Origin of the sequence: Macromonas bipunctata (assembly GCF_002837135.1) — a bacterium.
Lineage (GTDB): Bacteria > Pseudomonadota > Gammaproteobacteria > Burkholderiales > Burkholderiaceae_C > Macromonas_A > Macromonas_A bipunctata.
Genome location: NZ_NWBQ01000031.1, coordinates 1 through 17,230, shown reverse-complemented (window position 1 = coordinate 17,230; position 17,230 = coordinate 1). Strand labels below are relative to the sequence as shown.

The 17,230-nt window shown below is 66.0% G+C and carries 15 protein-coding genes and 2 pseudogenes; 10 read left to right on the top strand and 7 right to left on the bottom strand.

Annotation, left to right across the window (positions count from 1 at the left end; all coding sequences use genetic code 11):
• The first annotated feature begins 61 nt into the window (after positions 1–61).
• The 8 genes and pseudogenes from ccsA to CON76_RS05070 all read left to right on the top strand — a co-directional run bounded on the left by ccsA (position 62) and on the right by CON76_RS05070 (position 8,610).
• Positions 62–865, top strand: coding sequence for a cytochrome c biogenesis protein CcsA (gene ccsA / locus CON76_RS05110; protein ID WP_101102296.1), 804 nt, complete (start codon positions 62–64; stop codon positions 863–865).
• A gap of 23 nt (positions 866–888) precedes the next feature.
• Positions 889–1,182: a PP0621 family protein gene (locus CON76_RS05105; RefSeq protein WP_101102294.1), complete on the top strand. Its 294-nt coding sequence runs from the start codon at positions 889–891 to the stop codon at positions 1,180–1,182.
• Between the two features lie 20 nt (positions 1,183–1,202).
• Entirely contained in the window at positions 1,203–1,778 is a 576-nt protein-coding gene (ampD, locus tag CON76_RS05100) for a 1,6-anhydro-N-acetylmuramyl-L-alanine amidase AmpD (protein WP_101102292.1), read from the top strand.
• A gap of 247 nt (positions 1,779–2,025) precedes the next feature.
• Positions 2,026–3,318: pseudogene (locus CON76_RS13760) on the top strand (ribonucleotide reductase N-terminal alpha domain-containing protein); the annotation flags it as partial.
• A 117-nt stretch (positions 3,319–3,435) separates the two neighbouring features.
• Positions 3,436–4,164 (top strand): annotated as a pseudogene (locus CON76_RS13755) (LAGLIDADG family homing endonuclease); the annotation flags it as partial.
• On the top strand, positions 4,138–7,122 hold the full coding sequence (locus CON76_RS13750; RefSeq protein WP_338063677.1) for an LAGLIDADG family homing endonuclease: 2,985 nt from the start codon (positions 4,138–4,140) through the stop codon (positions 7,120–7,122). The pseudogene CON76_RS13755 and the gene CON76_RS13750, both read left to right, overlap by 27 nt.
• A gap of 33 nt (positions 7,123–7,155) precedes the next feature.
• On the top strand, positions 7,156–8,235 hold the full coding sequence (locus CON76_RS05075) for a ribonucleotide-diphosphate reductase subunit beta (protein ID WP_101102290.1): 1,080 nt from the start codon (positions 7,156–7,158) through the stop codon (positions 8,233–8,235).
• A gap of 114 nt (positions 8,236–8,349) precedes the next feature.
• Positions 8,350–8,610 carry a hypothetical protein gene (locus CON76_RS05070; RefSeq protein WP_101102288.1) on the top strand — a complete coding sequence of 87 codons (261 nt, stop codon included), beginning with the start codon at positions 8,350–8,352 and terminating at the stop codon, positions 8,608–8,610.
• A gap of 12 nt (positions 8,611–8,622) precedes the next feature.
• Here CON76_RS05070 and CON76_RS05065 read toward each other — a convergent pair whose 3' ends face one another.
• From CON76_RS05065 to accB, 5 genes are read right to left on the bottom strand one after another with little or no spacing between them, the layout of a single operon-like run.
• The gene (locus CON76_RS05065; protein ID WP_101102286.1) at positions 8,623–9,549 is read right to left on the bottom strand and encodes a carbohydrate kinase family protein; all 927 of its coding nucleotides are present in this window, start codon (positions 9,547–9,549) and stop codon (positions 8,623–8,625) included.
• Positions 9,550–9,573: 24 nt separating this feature from the next.
• Positions 9,574–10,326 carry a DUF3426 domain-containing protein gene (locus CON76_RS05060; RefSeq protein WP_101102284.1) on the bottom strand — a complete coding sequence of 251 codons (753 nt, stop codon included), beginning with the start codon at positions 10,324–10,326 and terminating at the stop codon, positions 9,574–9,576.
• Positions 10,327–10,330: 4 nt separating this feature from the next.
• On the bottom strand, positions 10,331–11,212 hold the full coding sequence (gene prmA / locus CON76_RS05055) for a 50S ribosomal protein L11 methyltransferase (protein ID WP_101102282.1): 882 nt from the start codon (positions 11,210–11,212) through the stop codon (positions 10,331–10,333).
• 26 nt (positions 11,213–11,238) lie between these two features.
• Positions 11,239–12,588, bottom strand: coding sequence for an acetyl-CoA carboxylase biotin carboxylase subunit (gene accC / locus CON76_RS05050; protein ID WP_101102280.1), 1,350 nt, complete (start codon positions 12,586–12,588; stop codon positions 11,239–11,241).
• 19 nt (positions 12,589–12,607) lie between these two features.
• Entirely contained in the window at positions 12,608–13,075 is a 468-nt protein-coding gene (gene accB, locus CON76_RS05045) for an acetyl-CoA carboxylase biotin carboxyl carrier protein (protein ID WP_101102333.1), read from the bottom strand.
• 157 nt (positions 13,076–13,232) lie between these two features.
• On the opposite strand from accB, the gene pilB reads away from it, so the two are divergent.
• Together pilB and CON76_RS05035 are read left to right on the top strand one after the other, a co-directional pair.
• The gene (pilB, locus tag CON76_RS05040) at positions 13,233–14,915 is read left to right on the top strand and encodes a type IV-A pilus assembly ATPase PilB (RefSeq protein WP_240592771.1); all 1,683 of its coding nucleotides are present in this window, start codon (positions 13,233–13,235) and stop codon (positions 14,913–14,915) included.
• Positions 14,916–14,929: 14 nt separating this feature from the next.
• Entirely contained in the window at positions 14,930–16,147 is a 1,218-nt protein-coding gene (locus tag CON76_RS05035) for a type II secretion system F family protein (RefSeq protein WP_101102279.1), read from the top strand.
• On the opposite strand, the gene CON76_RS05030 is transcribed toward CON76_RS05035, so the two are convergent.
• The gene (locus tag CON76_RS05030; RefSeq protein WP_101102277.1) at positions 16,125–17,057 is read right to left on the bottom strand and encodes a GGDEF domain-containing protein; all 933 of its coding nucleotides are present in this window, start codon (positions 17,055–17,057) and stop codon (positions 16,125–16,127) included. The two genes, CON76_RS05035 and CON76_RS05030, sit on opposite strands and share 23 nt — an antisense overlap.
• Before the next feature lie 44 nt (positions 17,058–17,101).
• The gene (locus CON76_RS05025; protein WP_420812910.1) at positions 17,102–17,224 is read right to left on the bottom strand and encodes a zinc ribbon domain-containing protein; all 123 of its coding nucleotides are present in this window, start codon (positions 17,222–17,224) and stop codon (positions 17,102–17,104) included.
• Between the last annotated feature and the right edge of the window lie 6 nt (positions 17,225–17,230).

Here is a 17,230-nt window from a genome sequence, read left to right as displayed (position 1 = left end):
TTGCAAAAGTGCGAAAACAAAAAGACAGTCAACCACCCGGCAGGGCCGTTAAACTGTGCCCATGATTTTAGCTGCGAGCCATTGGTGGAATAGCGCGCCCTCGGTGGCGGCGGCGTTGGGCTATGTGTGGTGGATGCGTTGCTGCCTGCAGCGCGCCCCCGGTGCTGGCCCGGCACGCTGGGTGTTGGCGGGCGTGTGGCTGCTGCACACGCTGGCACTGGGCAGTGCGCTGGCACAGCAGCCGCTGCGTTTTGGCTTTGCCCCGGCGCTGTCGGTCACCGCCTGGCTGGTGCTGACGGTGTACGCGCTGGAGCTGCGGCTCTACCCGCGCCTGCAACCGGGCTGGCAACTGGGGGGGCTGGGCGCGGCGGCGGTGCTGCTGGCGTGGCTGTTTCCGGGCGCGTCGTACCCCATGCTGCGCTCGGCGTGGTTGCCGCTGCACGGCGCGCTGGGCGTGGCCTCGTACGGCTTGCTGGCCGCCGCGTTGCTGCACGCCTGGCTGATGCAGCGCGCCGAGCGCACCATGCGCCTGGGCCTGCCCGATTCGCACGACCTGCCGCTGCTGGCGCTGGAGCGCCTGACCTTCAAGCTGGTCAACGCGGCGTTTGTGCTGCTCACCTGCACGCTGCTGGCGGGCTGGTGGTTTGTGGGCCAGCTGCACCCCGAGGGCTGGCTGTGGAGCCACAAGACGCTGTTCACGCTGCTGTCGTGGCTGCTGCTGGGCGCGCTGCTGCTGGGCCGCTGGCGCTGGGGCTGGCGTGGCCGCCGTGCGGCGCACATGCTCTACGCCGCCGCCGCCCTGCTGCTGCTGGGCTACGTGGGCTCGCGCTTTGTGCTGGAAGTGGTGCTGCACCGCAGCGTCTGAATTGCTTTTAAAAAGATATTTGAATGAAATATGTGCTTTTACTGCTGGTGCTGTGGGCGGCCTACGCGCTGTGGCGCCACCAGCGCCGCCAGGCCATGCGCGACCAGCGTCCGCCCCCCGCCGCCGCCCCGCCACCCAACCTGGGCGCCACGCAACAGGCGGCCCCGCCCGCCGACCCGCAGCACATGGTGCGCTGCCAGCACTGTGGCATCCACCTGCCACAGCCCGACGCCGTGCGCGGTCATCTCGGCTGGTACTGCGGCACCGCGCACCGGCAGCTGGCCGAAGGCACGCCGCCGCCCTCTGCCGCGTCTTGAGCGCCCCGGAGTTGGCCCATATGCCCGCTACTCCCCTCATCGGCCCCGATGGCTGGCACCGGCACGCGCGCGCGGTGCCGTCGCCCAACTTTGGCCCGCGCCCGGCACATGCCCACATCGATTTGCTGGTGCTGCACTCCATCAGCCTGCCACCGGGGCAGTACGGCGGCCCGCAGGTGGAACAGCTCTTCACCAACACGCTGGACTGCGGCGCGCACCCCTACTTTGACGCCCTGCGCGGGCTGCAGGTGTCGGCGCACTTCTTCGTGCGGCGCACGGGCGAGCTGGTGCAGTTCGTGTCGTGCCAGGACCGGGCCTGGCACGCGGGCCAATCCTGCTGGCGCGGCCGCAGCAACTGCAACGACGACTCCATCGGCATCGAACTCGAAGGGCTGGAAGGCGACACCTTCGAGCCCGCCCAGTACGCCACGCTGGCCACCTTGTGCCACGCCCTGGCACAGCGTTACCCCATCGCCCACGTGGCCGGACACGAGCACATTGCGCCCGGGCGCAAGCAAGACCCCGGCCCCGGTTTTGACTGGGCGCAACTGCAGCGCGAGCTGGGCTGGCCCGCCGGGTTTTTTGCCTGGGGCTGATGCCAGCGCGGCGCAGTCGGTGTACCATCGGCGCCCACCAACGGGGTTTTTTTGGCGGGCCAGCCCAACTGGCCACCCGGCTCCGTTACACTATCGGTAGTGGCCAAACGCCACACCACACACCATAGGTAGTGAAAAGCATTGCCTAATCTGGGCCCCAGTGTTCGCTGTGGGCCCCACCCGACGCACCTGTCTTGCGCCTGCGCAAGGTACGGTGCTTTTTTCCGCCGCACCCTACATCCCGACTATGCCAACCCAAGCGTTTGCTACCCCGACTGTTGCCCAATCCCCAGCCAGCACGGCCACCGACGAGGCGCTCAGTCACTACCAGATCGCGCGCCGCAACGGCGCCGTGGTGGCGTTCGAGCCCAACAAAATCGCCATCGCGCTGATGAAGGCCTTTCTGGCGGTGCATGGCGCACAGGGCTCGGCCTCGGTCAGCGTGCGCGAGACGGTGGAGCAGCTCACCCAAGCCGTGGTGCGCGGTCTGGTGCGCTCGCGCCCGATGGGCGGCACCTTCCACATCGAGGACGTGCAAGACCAAGTGGAACTGGTGCTGATGCGCGGTGGCCACCACGAGGTGGCGCGTGCCTACGTGCTGTACCGCGAACGCCACGCCCAGGAGCGCGCCGCGCACAAGGCCCAGGCCGCTGCCCCGGCCCACCCCACCCTGCACGTGCTGGACAACGGCCAGCGCACCGTGCTGGACGTGGCCCGCCTGCAAACCGTGATCACCGCCGCCTGCGCCGGCCTGAGCGCCGACGTGCAGGCCGAGCCCATCGTGGCCGAGACCCTGCGCAACCTGTACGACGGCGTGCCGCTGGAAGAGGTGTACAAGGCCGCCATCCTGGCCGCGCGCACCAAGATCGAGACCGACCCCGACTACACCTACGCCACCGCGCGCCTGCTGCTGCACACCATCTTCAAGGAAGTGGTGGGCCACGAGGTGGTGCAGGCCGACATGGGCGCGTGCTACGCCGACTACTTCCCCGCCTTCATCCAGAAAGGCGTGGACAACGAGTTGCTCAACCCCGAGCTGCTGAACTACGACCTAGCCCGCCTGGGTGCGGCGCTCAAGGCCGAGCGCGACCTGCAATTCGACTACCTGGGCCTGCAAACCCTGTACGACCGCTACTTCCTGCACGTGCGCAAGCAGCGCATCGAGCTGCCGCAGGCTTTCTTCATGCGCGTGGCCATGGGCCTGGCGCTGCAGGAACAAGACCGCGAAGCGCGTGCCATCGAGTTCTACGAAGTGCTGTCCAGCTTCGACTTCATGAGCAGCACGCCCACGCTGTTCAACAGCGGCACGCTGCGCTCGCAATTGTCGAGCTGCTACCTCACCACCGTGCCCGATGACCTGGACGGCATCTACGAATCCATCAAGGAAAACGCGCTGCTGAGCAAGTTTGCCGGCGGCCTGGGCAACGACTGGACGCGCGTGCGCGCCTTGGGCAGCCACATCAAGGGCACCAATGGTGAATCGCAAGGTGTTGTGCCGTTCCTCAAGGTGGTGAACGACACCGCCGTGGCCGTGAACCAGTGCTTTGCCCCCGACACGGGCGTGTACACCCCGCAGGGCCTGCGTCCCATCCGCGACATCCGCCCCGGCGACTTGGTGCTGGGCCACAGCGGCCAATACCGCACCGTGACCGAACGCATGGTGTACAACCAGCACGAGGCGATGGTGGCGCTGGACGTGAAGCACAGCATCGAGCCGCTGGAAGTCACCGACGCGCACCCGTTCTGGGCCATCCAGGGCGTGCCCGTGGGGCAAGCCAACGCCCGCACCGAGGCCTGGCTGGACAAGGGCAAGATCGTGCCGCAGTGGGTCGAATCCGGCCACCTGCAAGCGGGCGACTACATCGGCTTTGCCATCCCGACCGAGGTGGTGGCAGTGCCCGGCTTCACAGAAGACGACGCGCGCCTGTACGGCATCTTGCTGGGCGATGGCCATTTGTCCAAAGATGGCATGCAATGGGGCGTGTCGGGCAACCCGCAGGCCGACACCCACCTGGCCTTTGTGCGCAGCTACCTGCAAGCGCGCGGCATCCACAGCTGGGAAACGGGCCGTGGCACCACCTACGTGCAAATCCACTGGGCTGCTGGCCGGGGCGCGTTGCGCGATGGCACCACGGGCCGCATCACCGGCGCGGGTGCGCCCACCCTGCCCTTTGGTTACGACGATTTGTACGACGACGCGCACAACAAGCGCATTGCGCCGCGCCTGAGCCACCTGCCGCAGCCGCAAACGCTGGCGCTGGTGCAAGGGTTGCTGGAAACCGACGGCTGCGTCTCGCGTGGCAAGGAACTGACCTTCACCTCCAGCTCCGAAGCCTTGGCGCACGGCGTGCGCTACCAGATGCTGCGCCTGGGCGTGCCGGTAGCGGGCCAGAAGGGCACCCGCCTGCACCAGCACACCGGGCAGCGTTCCGACGGCTCCAGCGTGGCGTTCAACCACACCGGCACCAGCATTGATCTGCGCATCCCCGCCATTGCGGCCTTGGCCGAGCGCCTGGGCTGCCAGGCGGTGGGCAAGCGCAACTGGCTGGTGCGCGATGGCGTGGTGTTCTCGCGCGTGCGTGCGGTGCGCCCCATAACCCCCAAGCCGCTGGTGGTGGACTTGAAGGTGGACGTGGACGAGTCGTACCAGACCGTGGCCGGACTGGCGCACAACGGCGGCAAGCGCAAGGGCGCGGTGTGTACCTACCTCGAAACCTGGCACCTGGACATTGAGGAATTCCTGGAGCTGCGCAAGAACACGGGCGACGACCGCCGCCGCACCCACGACATGAACACGGCCAACTGGATTCCCGACCTGTTCATGAAGCGTGTGATGGAACGTGGCGAGTGGAGCTTGTTCAGCCCCAACAACGTGCCCGACCTGCACGACAAGTACGGCACAGAGTTCGAGCAAGCCTATCTGGCTTATGAGGCACAAGCCGCGCGCGGTGAGCTCAAGCCGTACAAGAAGGTGGCCGCCACCGACCTGTGGCGCAAGATGCTGACCATGCTGTTCGAGACCGGCCATCCCTGGATCACCTTCAAGGATCCGTGCAACATCCGCAGCCCGCAACAACACGCCGGTGTGGTGCATTCGTCCAACCTGTGCTGCATGACCGCCGACCAGCGCGTCGTGACCGACCGGGGCTTGGTCACGGTGGGCGAGCTGTTCCGCCAAGGCGGCAAGAACAAGGTGGTGGGGCTGGACGGTGTCTATGACGCTTCCGAGATGCTCCTGCCCCGGCCCGATGCGCCCATCGTGCGCATCGAAACCCAAGAGGGCTACCAGCACAAGGTCACACCGGACCACAAAGTCTGGGTCAAAGACCGTGGTTGGGTAGAAGCCCAGCATCTGGTGGCGGGCGACCATTTGCTGATCCAGCAACTGGAAGGGTTGTGGGGCCAGCGTCGCGCACCCGAGTTGAGCTACCTGATGGGCCTGATTGCGGGCGATGGCACCTTTGGCGACCACAGCGTTTTCATCGACATCTGGGAAAAGGATTTCGACTTGCTCGAACCCACCACCCAAGTGGTGCATGAGCTGCTGGACGGCAACGCGGTGCTGCGCACCACCTCGGTGAACACACCGGTGTTCCGCATCGACCCCAAGGTGGGCAAGGCCCGTCTGTCATCGGCCCCGTTGCGCCGCTTGCTGGCCGAACATGGTTTTACCGAAGACACCAAAACCCGTGTGCCGGAACTGGTGTGGCAAGGCGACCGCGAGACGGTGGCCGCCTACCTCAAGGGCTTGTATCTGGCCGATGGCAACATCGTCAGCAGCGACGATGTAACGACGCTGGCGCTGGCCTCGGTCGATTTGCAGCTGATTCAGGAGCTGCAAATTCTGTGGGCCAACTTTGGGGTCAAGTCCTCGATCAACCAGATGCGTGGCCATGAGGAGCACCTGCTGCCCGACGGCCAAGGTGGCAAGAAAGCCTACTGGAGCAAGCCGCTGTACCGCTTGCTGATCACCTCCATCCAAGGTTGCCGCATCGCTGAAGCCGTCACCGGTCTGGCGGCACACCGGGGTTCGGAAGCCGCCCAGCGTTACCTGGCCAACTTGCACAAGCCGGGCTACGCGCAAAAGCTGTACGCCACCTTTACCGGGCTGACACCTTTGCCCAACGAGGACGCCTATTGCCTGTCGGTGGATTCGGACACCCACGCCTGGACGGTCAACGGCCTGATCACCAAGAACACCGAAATTACCTTGAACACCAGCGACACCGAGACCGCCGTGTGCAACCTCGGCTCGGTCAATCTGGCGCAGCACTTGAAGGATGGCCCCAACGGCAAGGAACTGGACCACGCCAAACTGCAAAAGACCATCAAGGTGGCCATGCGCATGCTGGACAACGTGATCGACATCAACTACTACGCGGTCAAGAAGGCGCGCGAGTCCAACCTCAAGCACCGCCCGGTGGGCCTGGGTCTGATGGGCTTCCAGGACGCGCTGTACCAGTTGCGCGTGCCTTACGCCTCGGACGCGGCGGTAGCGTTTGCCGACCGCAGCATGGAGGCCATCTGCTACCACGCCTACTGGGCCAGCACCGAACTGGCCGCCGAGCGCGGCCGCTACTCCACCTACGACGGCTCGCTGTGGAGCCAAGGGATTCTGCCGCCCGACACGCTGGACTTGCTGGCGCGCCAACGTGGTGGTTATGTGGACGTGGACCGCTCCAGCACGCTGGACTGGGACGCGCTGCGCGCCAAGATTGCCCGCGATGGCATGCGCAACTCCAACTGCGTGGCCATTGCGCCCACCGCCACCATCTCCAACATCATCGGGGTGGATGCGTCGATCGAGCCGTCGTTTGGCAACCTGTCGGTCAAGTCCAACCTGTCGGGCGAGTTCACCATCATCAACGGTTACCTGGTGCGCGACCTCAAGCGCCTGGGCCTGTGGGACGAAGTGATGGTGATGGATCTGAAGCACTTTGACGGTTCGTTGCGCGCCATCGACCGCGTGCCGCAGGACGTGAAGGCGCTGTACGCCACCGCGTTCGAGATTGACACGCACTGGCTGGTGGAAGCCGCCGCCCGGCGCCAGAAGTGGATCGACCAGGCACAAAGCCTCAACATCTACATGGCCGGCGCATCGGGCAAGAAGCTCGACGAGACCTACAAGCTGGCGTGGGTGCGGGGCCTGAAAACCACCTACTACCTGCGCACCACCAGCGCCACGCAGATCGAGAAATCCACCGGCCGTGTGGGCCAGCTCAACGCCGTGCCCACCGCCGCGCAGGCTCCGGCCACAGTGGCGCCCAGCGTGCCCGCCGAGGTGCCCGCCACCGACGTGAAGTTCTGCGCCATTGACGACCCGGGCTGCGAAGCCTGCCAGTAAGCATTCTGTACCAGCCTAGCGAAGGAAAAAACAATGTTGACCTTTGACGACGATACCCAGACCCAGACCCCGCTGGAACCCGCCACGCTGACGCAGCACCGCGTCAACGCGGCCGACAAGCGCATCATCAACGGCCAAACCGACGTGAACCAGTTGGTGCCGTTCAAGTACAAGTGGGCGTGGGAGAAGTACCTGGCCACCTGCGCCAACCACTGGATGCCGCAGGAGGTGAACATGACGCGCGACATCGCGCTCTGGAAAGACCCCAACGGCCTGACCGAGGACGAGCGCCGCATCATCAAGCGCAATCTGGGCTTTTTTGTGACCGCCGACTCGCTGGCCGCCAACAACATTGTGCTGGGCACCTACCGCCACATCACGGCGCCGGAATGCCGCCAGTTCCTGCTGCGCCAGGCGTTCGAGGAAGCCATCCACACCCACGCCTACCAGTACATCGTGGAAAGCCTGGGGCTGGACGAAAGCGAGATTTTTAACGCCTACAACGAGGTCAAGTCCATCCGCGACAAGGACGAGTTCCTGATCCCGTTCATCGAGGCGATCATGGATCCGGCTTTCAAGACCGGCACGCCCGAGACCGACCAGACGCTGCTCAAAAGCCTGATCGTGTTTGCGTGTCTGATGGAAGGGCTGTTCTTCTACGTCGGCTTCACGCAGATCCTGGCGCTGGGCCGCCAAAACAAAATGACCGGAGCTGCCGAGCAGTACCAGTACATCCTGCGCGATGAATCGATGCACTGCAATTTTGGCATCGACCTCATCAACCAACTTAAGCTGGAAAACCCGCACCTGTGGACAGCGGAGTTCAAGGACGAGATCAAGGGCCTGTTCCTGAAGGCCGTGGATCTGGAGTACCGCTACGCCGAGGACACCATGCCGCGCGGCGTGCTGGGCTTGAACGCCAGCATGTTCAAGGGCTACCTGCGCTACATCGCGAACCGGCGCGCCACACAGATCGGGCTGGAGCCGCTGTTCCCGAACGAGGAAAATCCGTTCCCGTGGATGAGCGAGATGATCGACCTGAAAAAGGAGCGCAACTTCTTCGAGACGCGCGTGATCGAATACCAGTCGGGCGGCGCACTGTCCTGGGACTGAACGGAAAAGGCCTCGGCACGAGGCCTTTTTTTACGGGCCGCCCCACCCCGACGCTGCCCGCTTGCGGTGCAGGTGCGGCATACTTGACACATTCCGGAACCGCCAACACACGCCATGACCACGACCCGCAAAGCCTCCCCCACCACTACCCCACCCGCTGCCAGCAAGCCCCGTGCCCCGCGCAGCAGCACCAAGGCCGCTGCTGTGGTGGTGGCCGACAGCGCTGCTCCCATCACCAAGCCCAAGGCCCCGGCCCGCAAGAAGGCGGTGTCGGCCAGCGACAAGCTGGCGGCCATGCTACCCACGGACTCCAGCGTGAAGACGCAGATTACGCCCAAGGCGGCGTGGCCCTTCCCCACCGGCCCCAAGCCTTGAGCTGAAGCTGCGTCAGGCCGCGCTGGCGCCCACTTCGGCCAGCAGCGCGCTGGCGTCCAGCTGGTAGTTCTGGCCACCCCGGCAGGCGATCTTGGCCGCCCCCATGCGGTTGCCCAGTGCTACGCAGCGTTGCAGTGGCCAGCCCTGCATCAGCCCGAACAGCAGAGCGGCGCGGAAGGCGTCGCCGCAGCCGGTCGGATCGACCACCGCGCTGGCGGTCACGCCCGGCACGTGGGTGCGCTGGCCGTTTTCCCACACCTCGCAGCCCTGGTCGGCCAGCGTGATGACCAGCCCGCGCAGGCGCTGCGACAAGGCGGCGTAGTCCAGCCCGGTGCGGTCGCTCAGCATGCGGGCTTCGTAGTCGTTCAATGCGGCCCAGTCGGCCAGCTCGACAAAGCGCAGCAGCTCGTCGCCGTTGAACATGGGCAGGCCCTGGCCCGGATCGAACACGAACGGGATGCCTGCGGCGTGGAACTGCTCGGCGTGCTGCAGCATGGCGTCGCGCCCGTCGGGCGAGATGATGCCGATGTGTGGCCCCGCCCCGTCGGCCTGGATGGAGTTGAGGTGCGCCTGCGCCATCGCGCCGGGGTGGAAGGCGGTGATCTGGTTGTTGTCGCGGTCGGTCATGATCATGGCCTGCGCGGTGTAGTGGTCGGGTGCCAGCAGCACCTGTTGCGTGTCCACCCCCAGCGCCTGCAGGCGGGCCAGGTAGTCCTGGCCGTCGTTGCCCAGCATGGCCACCGGGTGCGCGCTGGCGCCCAGCTGGCGCAGGCCGTAGGCGATGTTGCCGGCGCAGCCACCGTACTCGCGCCGCAGGCCGGGCACCAAAAAGGAGACGTTGAGGATATGCAGCTGGTCGGGCAGAATTTGCTCGGCAAAGCGGCCCTCGAAGGTCATGATGGTGTCGAAGGCCAGCGAGCCGCAGATATAGATGGACATGGTATCAGGGGGGTTTTGGGCGGGTTAGGGGTAGAACAGCAGGGCGCGGTAGTTGCTCATGGCCTGTGCGGTGGCTGGAGGCAGGGTCCACGCCACCTGCAGCGGGGATTCGGCACCGGCGGGCAAGGCGGGCGCAGCGGGCGTCTGCCAGTCGCTGGGCAACAGCACGCGGCGCACCAGCAACTGGCCGCTGGCATCGGTGAGGCTCAGTTCGACGGCGGGCGTGGCCAAGGCGCGCGGGGCGGTGTTTTTCAGCACCAGCTCGAACACGAACTGGTCGGGCACACGACGTTGCAGCACGGTGCTTTCGATGCGCAGCGCCTGCAGCTCGCGCAGCGGCGCCACTTCGCAACCAAAGGGCGCGCACAGGCCATTGAGCACGGGTTGCCACGATGGGTCGTTGGCGGCCAGGCGGTCGCGGGCGTAGAGCAGCCATTGCAAGCCCAGTGCCAGCACCAGCACGCCCAACGCCACCTTGAGGCCCAGTTGCACGCGGGGCCGGCGCAGCCAGGCGTCCAGCGCGGTGGCGGACGGGGTGTTGTCGCGCAGGAAGGACAGCACCTGGGTGGCAGGTGCGCTGGGCGCCGAGGCCGGTACGGGCTTGGCCGCTGAAGCGGTGGGCGCACCGTCGGGCGCTGTGCCCGGCCCGGTGCCACCGGCGTCAAACACCTGCTGGCAGTGCCCGCAGCGCACCATGCCGTTGGCCACGGCCAGTTGTTCCGGCGTGACCTTGAACGCGGTCTGGCAGGCGGGGCAGCGGACGACGCGGGTGCTCATGCGCTCAGCGCGCGGCGGTCATCAGGATCCAGCCGTCTTCGGTGTCGGCCACGTTGAGCGCGAGGTACGGCGCGTAGGCTTCCTGCAATTCCTCGGCCTGGCGCTCCAGGATGCCCGCCAGCACCAGCTGGCCACCGGCGGCCACGTGGCTGCACAGCAGCGGCGCCAGCACCTTGAGCGGCGTGGCCAGGATGTTGGCCAGCACCACGTTGAAGCTGCCCTGCACCAGGTCGGGCAAGCCGGCCTGCAGCGTGACGTGGTTGTTGGCGGCGTTGATGTGGGTGGATTCCACCGCCGCCGGGTCAATGTCGACCGCCACGATCTCGGACGCGCCAAACTTGGCCGCGCCGATGGCCAGGATGCCGGAGCCACAGCCGTAGTCCAGCACGCGCTGGCCGCTGAGGTCACGCTGCGCGATCCAGCGCAAGCACATGCGGGTGGTGGGGTGGGTGCCGGTGCCAAAGGCCAGGCCGGGGTCGAGGCGGATGATCTGCTGGGCGGCGGCGGGCGGCTCGTGCCAGCTCGGCACGATCCAGAACGTGGGGGTGATCTCAACCGGGGCAAATTGCGATTGCGTCAGGCGCACCCAGTCTTGGTCGGCCACCGGGCGCACGCCCACGGTCTCGCAACCGGCAAAGAAGTCTTGCAGCGCCAGCAGGTCGGCGGCCTCGCGGGCCGGGGCTTCGTCGGGGAACAGCGCCACCACGCGCGAACGCTGCCAGCCCGGCTTGGGCGCGGGCATGCCGGGCTCGCCAAACAGGGCCTGCTCGGCGGGGGTCTGGGCGTCGGCGTCTTCCACCGACACGCTCAGGGCGTCGAGCGCCTCCAGCGCGTCGCTGAGGTCTTCGACGCGCTCTTCCGGCGCCAACAACACGAGTTCAAACATGGGCAGGCCTTTGGGTTGACAACCGGTTAACGTTCACGCTTGGAGAGCCAGTCTTCCAGGTAGTGGATGTTGGTGCCCCCGGCGACGAAGCTGGCATCGACCATCAGCTCGCGGTGCAGCGGCACGTTGGTCTTGATGCCTTCGATCACCACCTCGGACAGCGCCGAGCGCATGCGCGCCAGCGCCTGCTCGCGCGTGTCGGCGTGGACGATGACCTTGCCGATCATGGAGTCGTAGTTGGGCGGCACCATGTAGTTGGCGTAGGCGTGCGAATCGACGCGCACCCCCGGCCCACCCGGCGCGTGCCAGGCGGTGATGCGCCCCGGCGACGGCGTGAACTTGTACGGGTCTTCGGCGTTGATGCGGCATTCGATGGCGTGGCCGTTGAGCTGCACCTGGCGCTGGGTGAAAGGCAGCTTCTCGCCTGCGGCCACCAAAATCTGGCTGCGCACGATGTCGATGCCGGTGATCATCTCGGTCACTGGGTGCTCGACCTGCACGCGGGTGTTCATCTCGATGAAGTAGAACTCGTTGTTCTCGAACAGGAACTCGAACGTGCCCGCGCCCCGGTAGCCGATCTTCTTGCAGGCCTCGGCGCAGCGCGCGCCAATGCGCTCGATCAGGCGGCGCGGAATGCCCGGCGCGGGCGCTTCCTCGATCACCTTCTGGTGGCGGCGCTGCATGGAGCAGTCGCGCTCGTGCAGGTACACGGCGTTGCGGTGCTGGTCGGCCAGCACCTGGATCTCGATGTGGCGCGGGTTCTGGAGAAACTTCTCCATGTAGACCTCGGGGTTGCCGAACGCGGCCCCGGCCTCGGCCTTGGTGGTCTGCACCGCGTGCAGCAGCGCCGCTTCGGTGTGCACCACGCGCATGCCACGGCCACCGCCGCCACCTGCGGCCTTGATGATGACCGGGTAGCCGATGCTCTTGGCAATGCGCTTGACGACGACCGGATCGTCGGGCAAGGCGCCTTCAGAACCGGGCACGCACGGCACGCCGGCGCGGATCATGGCCTGCTTGGCCGACACCTTGTCGCCCATCATGCGGATGGACTCGGGCGAGGGGCCAATGAACTTGAAACCACTGCGCTCGACGCGCTCGGCAAAGTCGGCGTTCTCGCTCAGGAAGCCGTAGCCGGGGTGGATGGCCTCGGCATCGGTGACCTCGGCCGCCGAGATGATGGCCGGCATGTTGAGGTAGCTCAGGTTGGACGCGGCCGGGCCGATGCACACCGCCTCGTCGGCGAGCTTGACGTACTTGGCCTCGCGGTCGGCCTCGGAGTACACCATCACGGCCTTGATGCCCATTTCGCGGCAGGCGCGTTGCACGCGCAAGGCAATTTCGCCCCGGTTGGCGATCAGGATTTTCTTGAACATGGGTGGGACAGGCGCCGGTTTATTCGATCACGAACAGGGGCTGGCCGTACTCGACCGCCGCGCCGTTTTCCACCAGCACCTGGGTGACGATGCCGGACTTGTCGGCCTCGATCTCGTTGAGGATCTTCATGGCCTCGACGATGCAGATGGCGTCGCCTTCCTTGATGCCCTGGCCGATTTCGACAAACGGCTTGGCGCCGGGGCTGGAGGCGCGGTAGAAGGTGCCGACCATGGGCGACTTGAGGATGTGGCCCTTGGGCGCCTCCACCACCGGCGCGGCGGGTGCGGGCGCGGCGGCCACTGCAGCGGCGGGGGCGGGCTCGGCAGGCAACACGGCCACGGCGGGCGCGACCGGTGCGGGCACGGCGTAGGCCTGGGCGCTGGCCTTGACGATACGCACCTTGCCTTCGGCCTCGGTGATCTCGAGTTCGGACACGTTCGATTCCGACACCAGGTCGATCAGGGTTTTGAGTTTGCGCAGATCCATGATTTTTTTCTCCAGCCTGTGGTGCATCTAAAATCCCACAAACTTTCCACAACGATGTAAATTTTGGACGGAATATACACGATGCCCCACCTCCCGGACACCGTGGCGGGTTTGGTGCCGGGGCCAGCGTGGGCCGTGCTGCACAGGCCGCGCCCGCATGGCTGAGGACGACCTGAACCTGGCCAGCATGGCGCTGCCGGGGCTGGCCAAGGCGCTGATCCAGGTCGGCACGCTCGACCCCAAGGCCGCCGAGACCCTGTACGCCAAGGCGCAAAGCCAGCGCAGCAGCTTCATGGTGGAGCTGATTGACAGCGGCGCGGTGTCGGCCACCGAACTGGCGCACACCATGGCGCAAGCGTTTGCTTCGCCACTGCTGGATCTGGACGCGGTGGATCTGCAGCAGCTGGTGCCGCTGGCGCGGCGCGGCAACCGCCTCACGGTGGCCACCGCCGACCCGTCCGACCAGCAGGCGGCGGAAAAGATCAAGTTCGCCACCCAGTGCAACGTGGACTGGGTGGTGGTGGAGTACGACAAGCTGATGCGCTGCGTGGAAACGCGCGCCAAGACAGCCAGCGAGACGCTGGACCACATCGTGGGCGGCGAGTTCGTGTTCGAGGAAGGCAGCATCGAGCTGGGCCCTGCGGAGCCCGCCGAGAAGGTGGCGCCCGAGGTGGAGGATGCGCCCATCGTGCGCTTTCTGCAAAAAATGCTGCTCGATGCGTACGCGATGCGGGCTTCGGATTTGCACTTTGAACCGTACGAACACACGTACCGGGTGCGCTTTCGCATCGACGGCGAGTTGCGCGAGGTGGCCAGCCCGCCGATTGCGGTGAAAGAGAAACTGGCCTCGCGCATCAAGATCATCTCCAAGCTCGACATTGCCGAGCGGCGCCTGCCGCAGGACGGGCGCATGAAGCTCAAGGTGGGGCCGGAGAAGGTGATCGACTTTCGCATCAGCACGCTGCCGACGTTGTTTGGCGAGAAGATCGTGATACGGATCCTGGATCCCAGCAGCGCGCAGATGGGCATCGAGGCGCTGGGCTACGCGCCCGACGAGCAGGAAAAGTTGCTGCAAGCCATCATGCGGCCCTACGGCATGGTGCTGGTGACGGGCCCGACCGGCTCGGGCAAGACGGTGTCGCTGTACACGTTTTTGAACCTGCTGAACCAGCCGGGCGTCAACATCTGCACCGCCGAGGATCCCTCGGAAATCAACCTGCCGGGCGTGAACCAGGTCAACGTGAACGAGAAGGCCGGGCTGACATTTGCGTCGGCGCTGCGCTCGTTTTTGCGGCAAGACCCCGACATCATCATGGTGGGCGAGATCCGCGACCTGGAGACCGCCGACATCGCCATCAAGGCGGCGCAGACGGGGCACATGGTGCTCTCGACGCTGCACACCAACGACGCGCCCTCCACGCTGAGCCGCCTGCTCAACATGGGGGTGGCGCCGTTCAACATTGCGTCGAGCGTGAACCTGATCACGGCGCAGCGCCTGGTGCGGCGGCTGTGCAAGCAGTGCAAGACGGCGGCAGAATACCCCGAGCAGGCCTTGCTGAAAGCGGGCTACCGCAGCACAGAGCTGGACGGCAGCTGGCAGCCCTACCGCGCCGTGGGCTGCAACGCCTGCAACAATGGCTACAAGGGCCGCATCGGCATCTACCAGGTCATGCCCATCAGCGACGCGATGCAGGGCATCATCCTGCGCGGGGGCAGTGCGCAGGAGATTGCCACCCAGGCGCGCCTGGAGGGAGTGCCGACGCTGCGTGAATCGGGGCTGCGCAAAGTGAAACTGGGTATCACCTCGCTCGAAGAGGTGCTGGCCTGCACCAACGACTGAAACACAGGATTCTTATGGCCACCGCAAGCAAAAACAACGTCAAGGAGCTGGTGTTCGAGTGGGAGGGCAAGGACCGCAAGGGCAAGACCGTGCGCGGCGAGACCCGGGCCGTGAGCGAGAACGTGGTGGGCGTGACGCTGCGCCGCCAGGGCATCACGCCGCTCAAGATCAGGAAGCGGCGCATGCTGTCGGGCAAGAAGATCCGGCCCAAGGACATTGCGATCTTCACGCGCCAGCTGGCCACCATGATGAAGGCGGGCGTGCCGCTGCTGCAGGCGTTTGACATTGTGGGCCGGGGCAACCCCAACCCCAGCGTGGCGCGCCTGCTCAACGAGGTGCGCTCGGACGTGGAGACCGGCACCTCGCTGAGCACGGCATTTCGCAAGCACCCGCTGTACTTCAACGCGCTGTACTGCAACCTGGTGGAAGCGGGCGAAGCGGCCGGGATTCTGGAGGATTTGCTCGACCGCCTGGCCACTTACATGGAAAAGACCGAGGCCATCAAGAGCAAGGTCAAGTCGGCGCTGATGTACCCCACGGCGGTGGTGGTGGTGGCGTTCATTGTGGTGACGGTGATCATGATTTTCGTGATTCCGGCGTTCAAGGAGGTGTTTTCGTCCTTTGGCGCCGACTTGCCCGCGCCCACGCTGTTCGTGATCGCGCTAAGCGAGTTTTTTGTGGCGTACTGGTGGCTGCTGTTTGGCGTGATCGGGGGCGGGCTGTATTTCTTCTTCCAGGCCTGGCAGCGCAGCGTGGCGGTGCAGCGCGTGATGGACCGCGTGCTGCTCAAAATCCCGGTGTTTGGCACGCTGGTCGAGAAATCGACCGTGGCGCGCTGGACGCGCACGCTGGCCACCATGTTTGCTGCCGGGGTGCCACTGGTGGAGGCGCTGGATTCGGTGGGCGGGGCCTCGGGCAACACGCTGTACGCCGACGCGACCGAGAAGATCCAGCAGGAGGTATCGACCGGCACCAGCCTGACGATAGCCATGACCAACGCCAACCTGTTTCCGTCGATGGTGCTGCAGATGTGCGCCATTGGCGAGGAAGCGGGCTCGATCGACCACATGCTGGGCAAGGCGGCCGACTTCTACGAACAGGAGGTGGACGATATGGTGGCGGGACTCTCCAGCCTGCTCGAGCCCATCATCATCGTGTTTCTGGGCAGCGTGATTGGCGGCATTGTGGTGGCGATGTACCTGCCGATCTTCAAGCTGGGCCAGGTGGTGTAGCGCCGCCGGGCGCTGCTGCGGGCGCGCTGGCAAACACGACGCTGTTCTTGCCCGCCTGCTTGGCGGCGTACATGGCCTGGTCGGCGCGGCGCATGAGGCGGTCGGTGGCGCTGGCGGGGTCGGTATCCGCGCTGGCGCCATTGAACAGTGCCACGCCGATGCTGGCGCCCACGTGGCCCACCTCGCCGTTGAGGTCGTAGGGCTGCGAGAGGGCGTGCAGGATCTTGTCGGCCACCTGGGCCGCTTCTTGGTGCGCGGTGCCGGGGTGGAGCTGCTCCAGCAGCACCACGAATTCGTCGCCGCCCTGGCGGGCCACGGTGTCGCTGTCGCGCACCAGGCGGCTCAGGCGGCTGGCCACCTGTTGCAGCAGCACATCGCCCGCCTGGTGGCCCAGCACGTCGTTGACGCGCTTGAAGTCGTCGAGGTCGATGAACATGAGCGCGCCCCCGTGCGGCTGGCGTCGCGCGCGTGCCAGCGCCTGCTGCAGGCGCTCGAGCAGCAGGCGCCGGTTGGGCACGGCGGTGAGCTGGTCGTAGAAGGCCAGGTGGCGGATTTCCTCGTCCTGGCGCTGGCGTTCGGTGATGTCGTTCATGGCGGCCACGTAGTGCGTGACGTGGCCGTGGGCGTCGCGCACGGCGGTGATGGTGCTGAGCACCGGGAACACCTCGCCGTTCTTGCGCCGGTTCCACAGCTCGCCACTCCAGCGGTCCTGGGTGTGCAGGCTGTGCCACAGGGCCTGGTAGAAGGCGGCGTCGTGGCGGCCGGACTGCAGCACGCCCTCCACCGGCGAGACCGGCAGCGAGATGCCCACCACGCAGATCAGGCCAAAGACCAGCCCCGCGCTCCACTGCGCCTGGCGCTGGCGCGGGCCCCAGTAGCGCAGGTTGAACTCGTAGAGCGAGCTCAGCACCAGCAGCAGCAGCGTGCTGTAGAGCAGTTGACATCCTCCCCGCCCTAAAGGACGGGGATTCCTGCTGCCAGACGGCGATGCCCCGCCGCGAGAATGTTTTTGGCCGCGTTTACGTCCCGATCATGTGTCGTTCCGCACTCGCTGCACGTCCATTCCCTTATTCGCAAACCCGC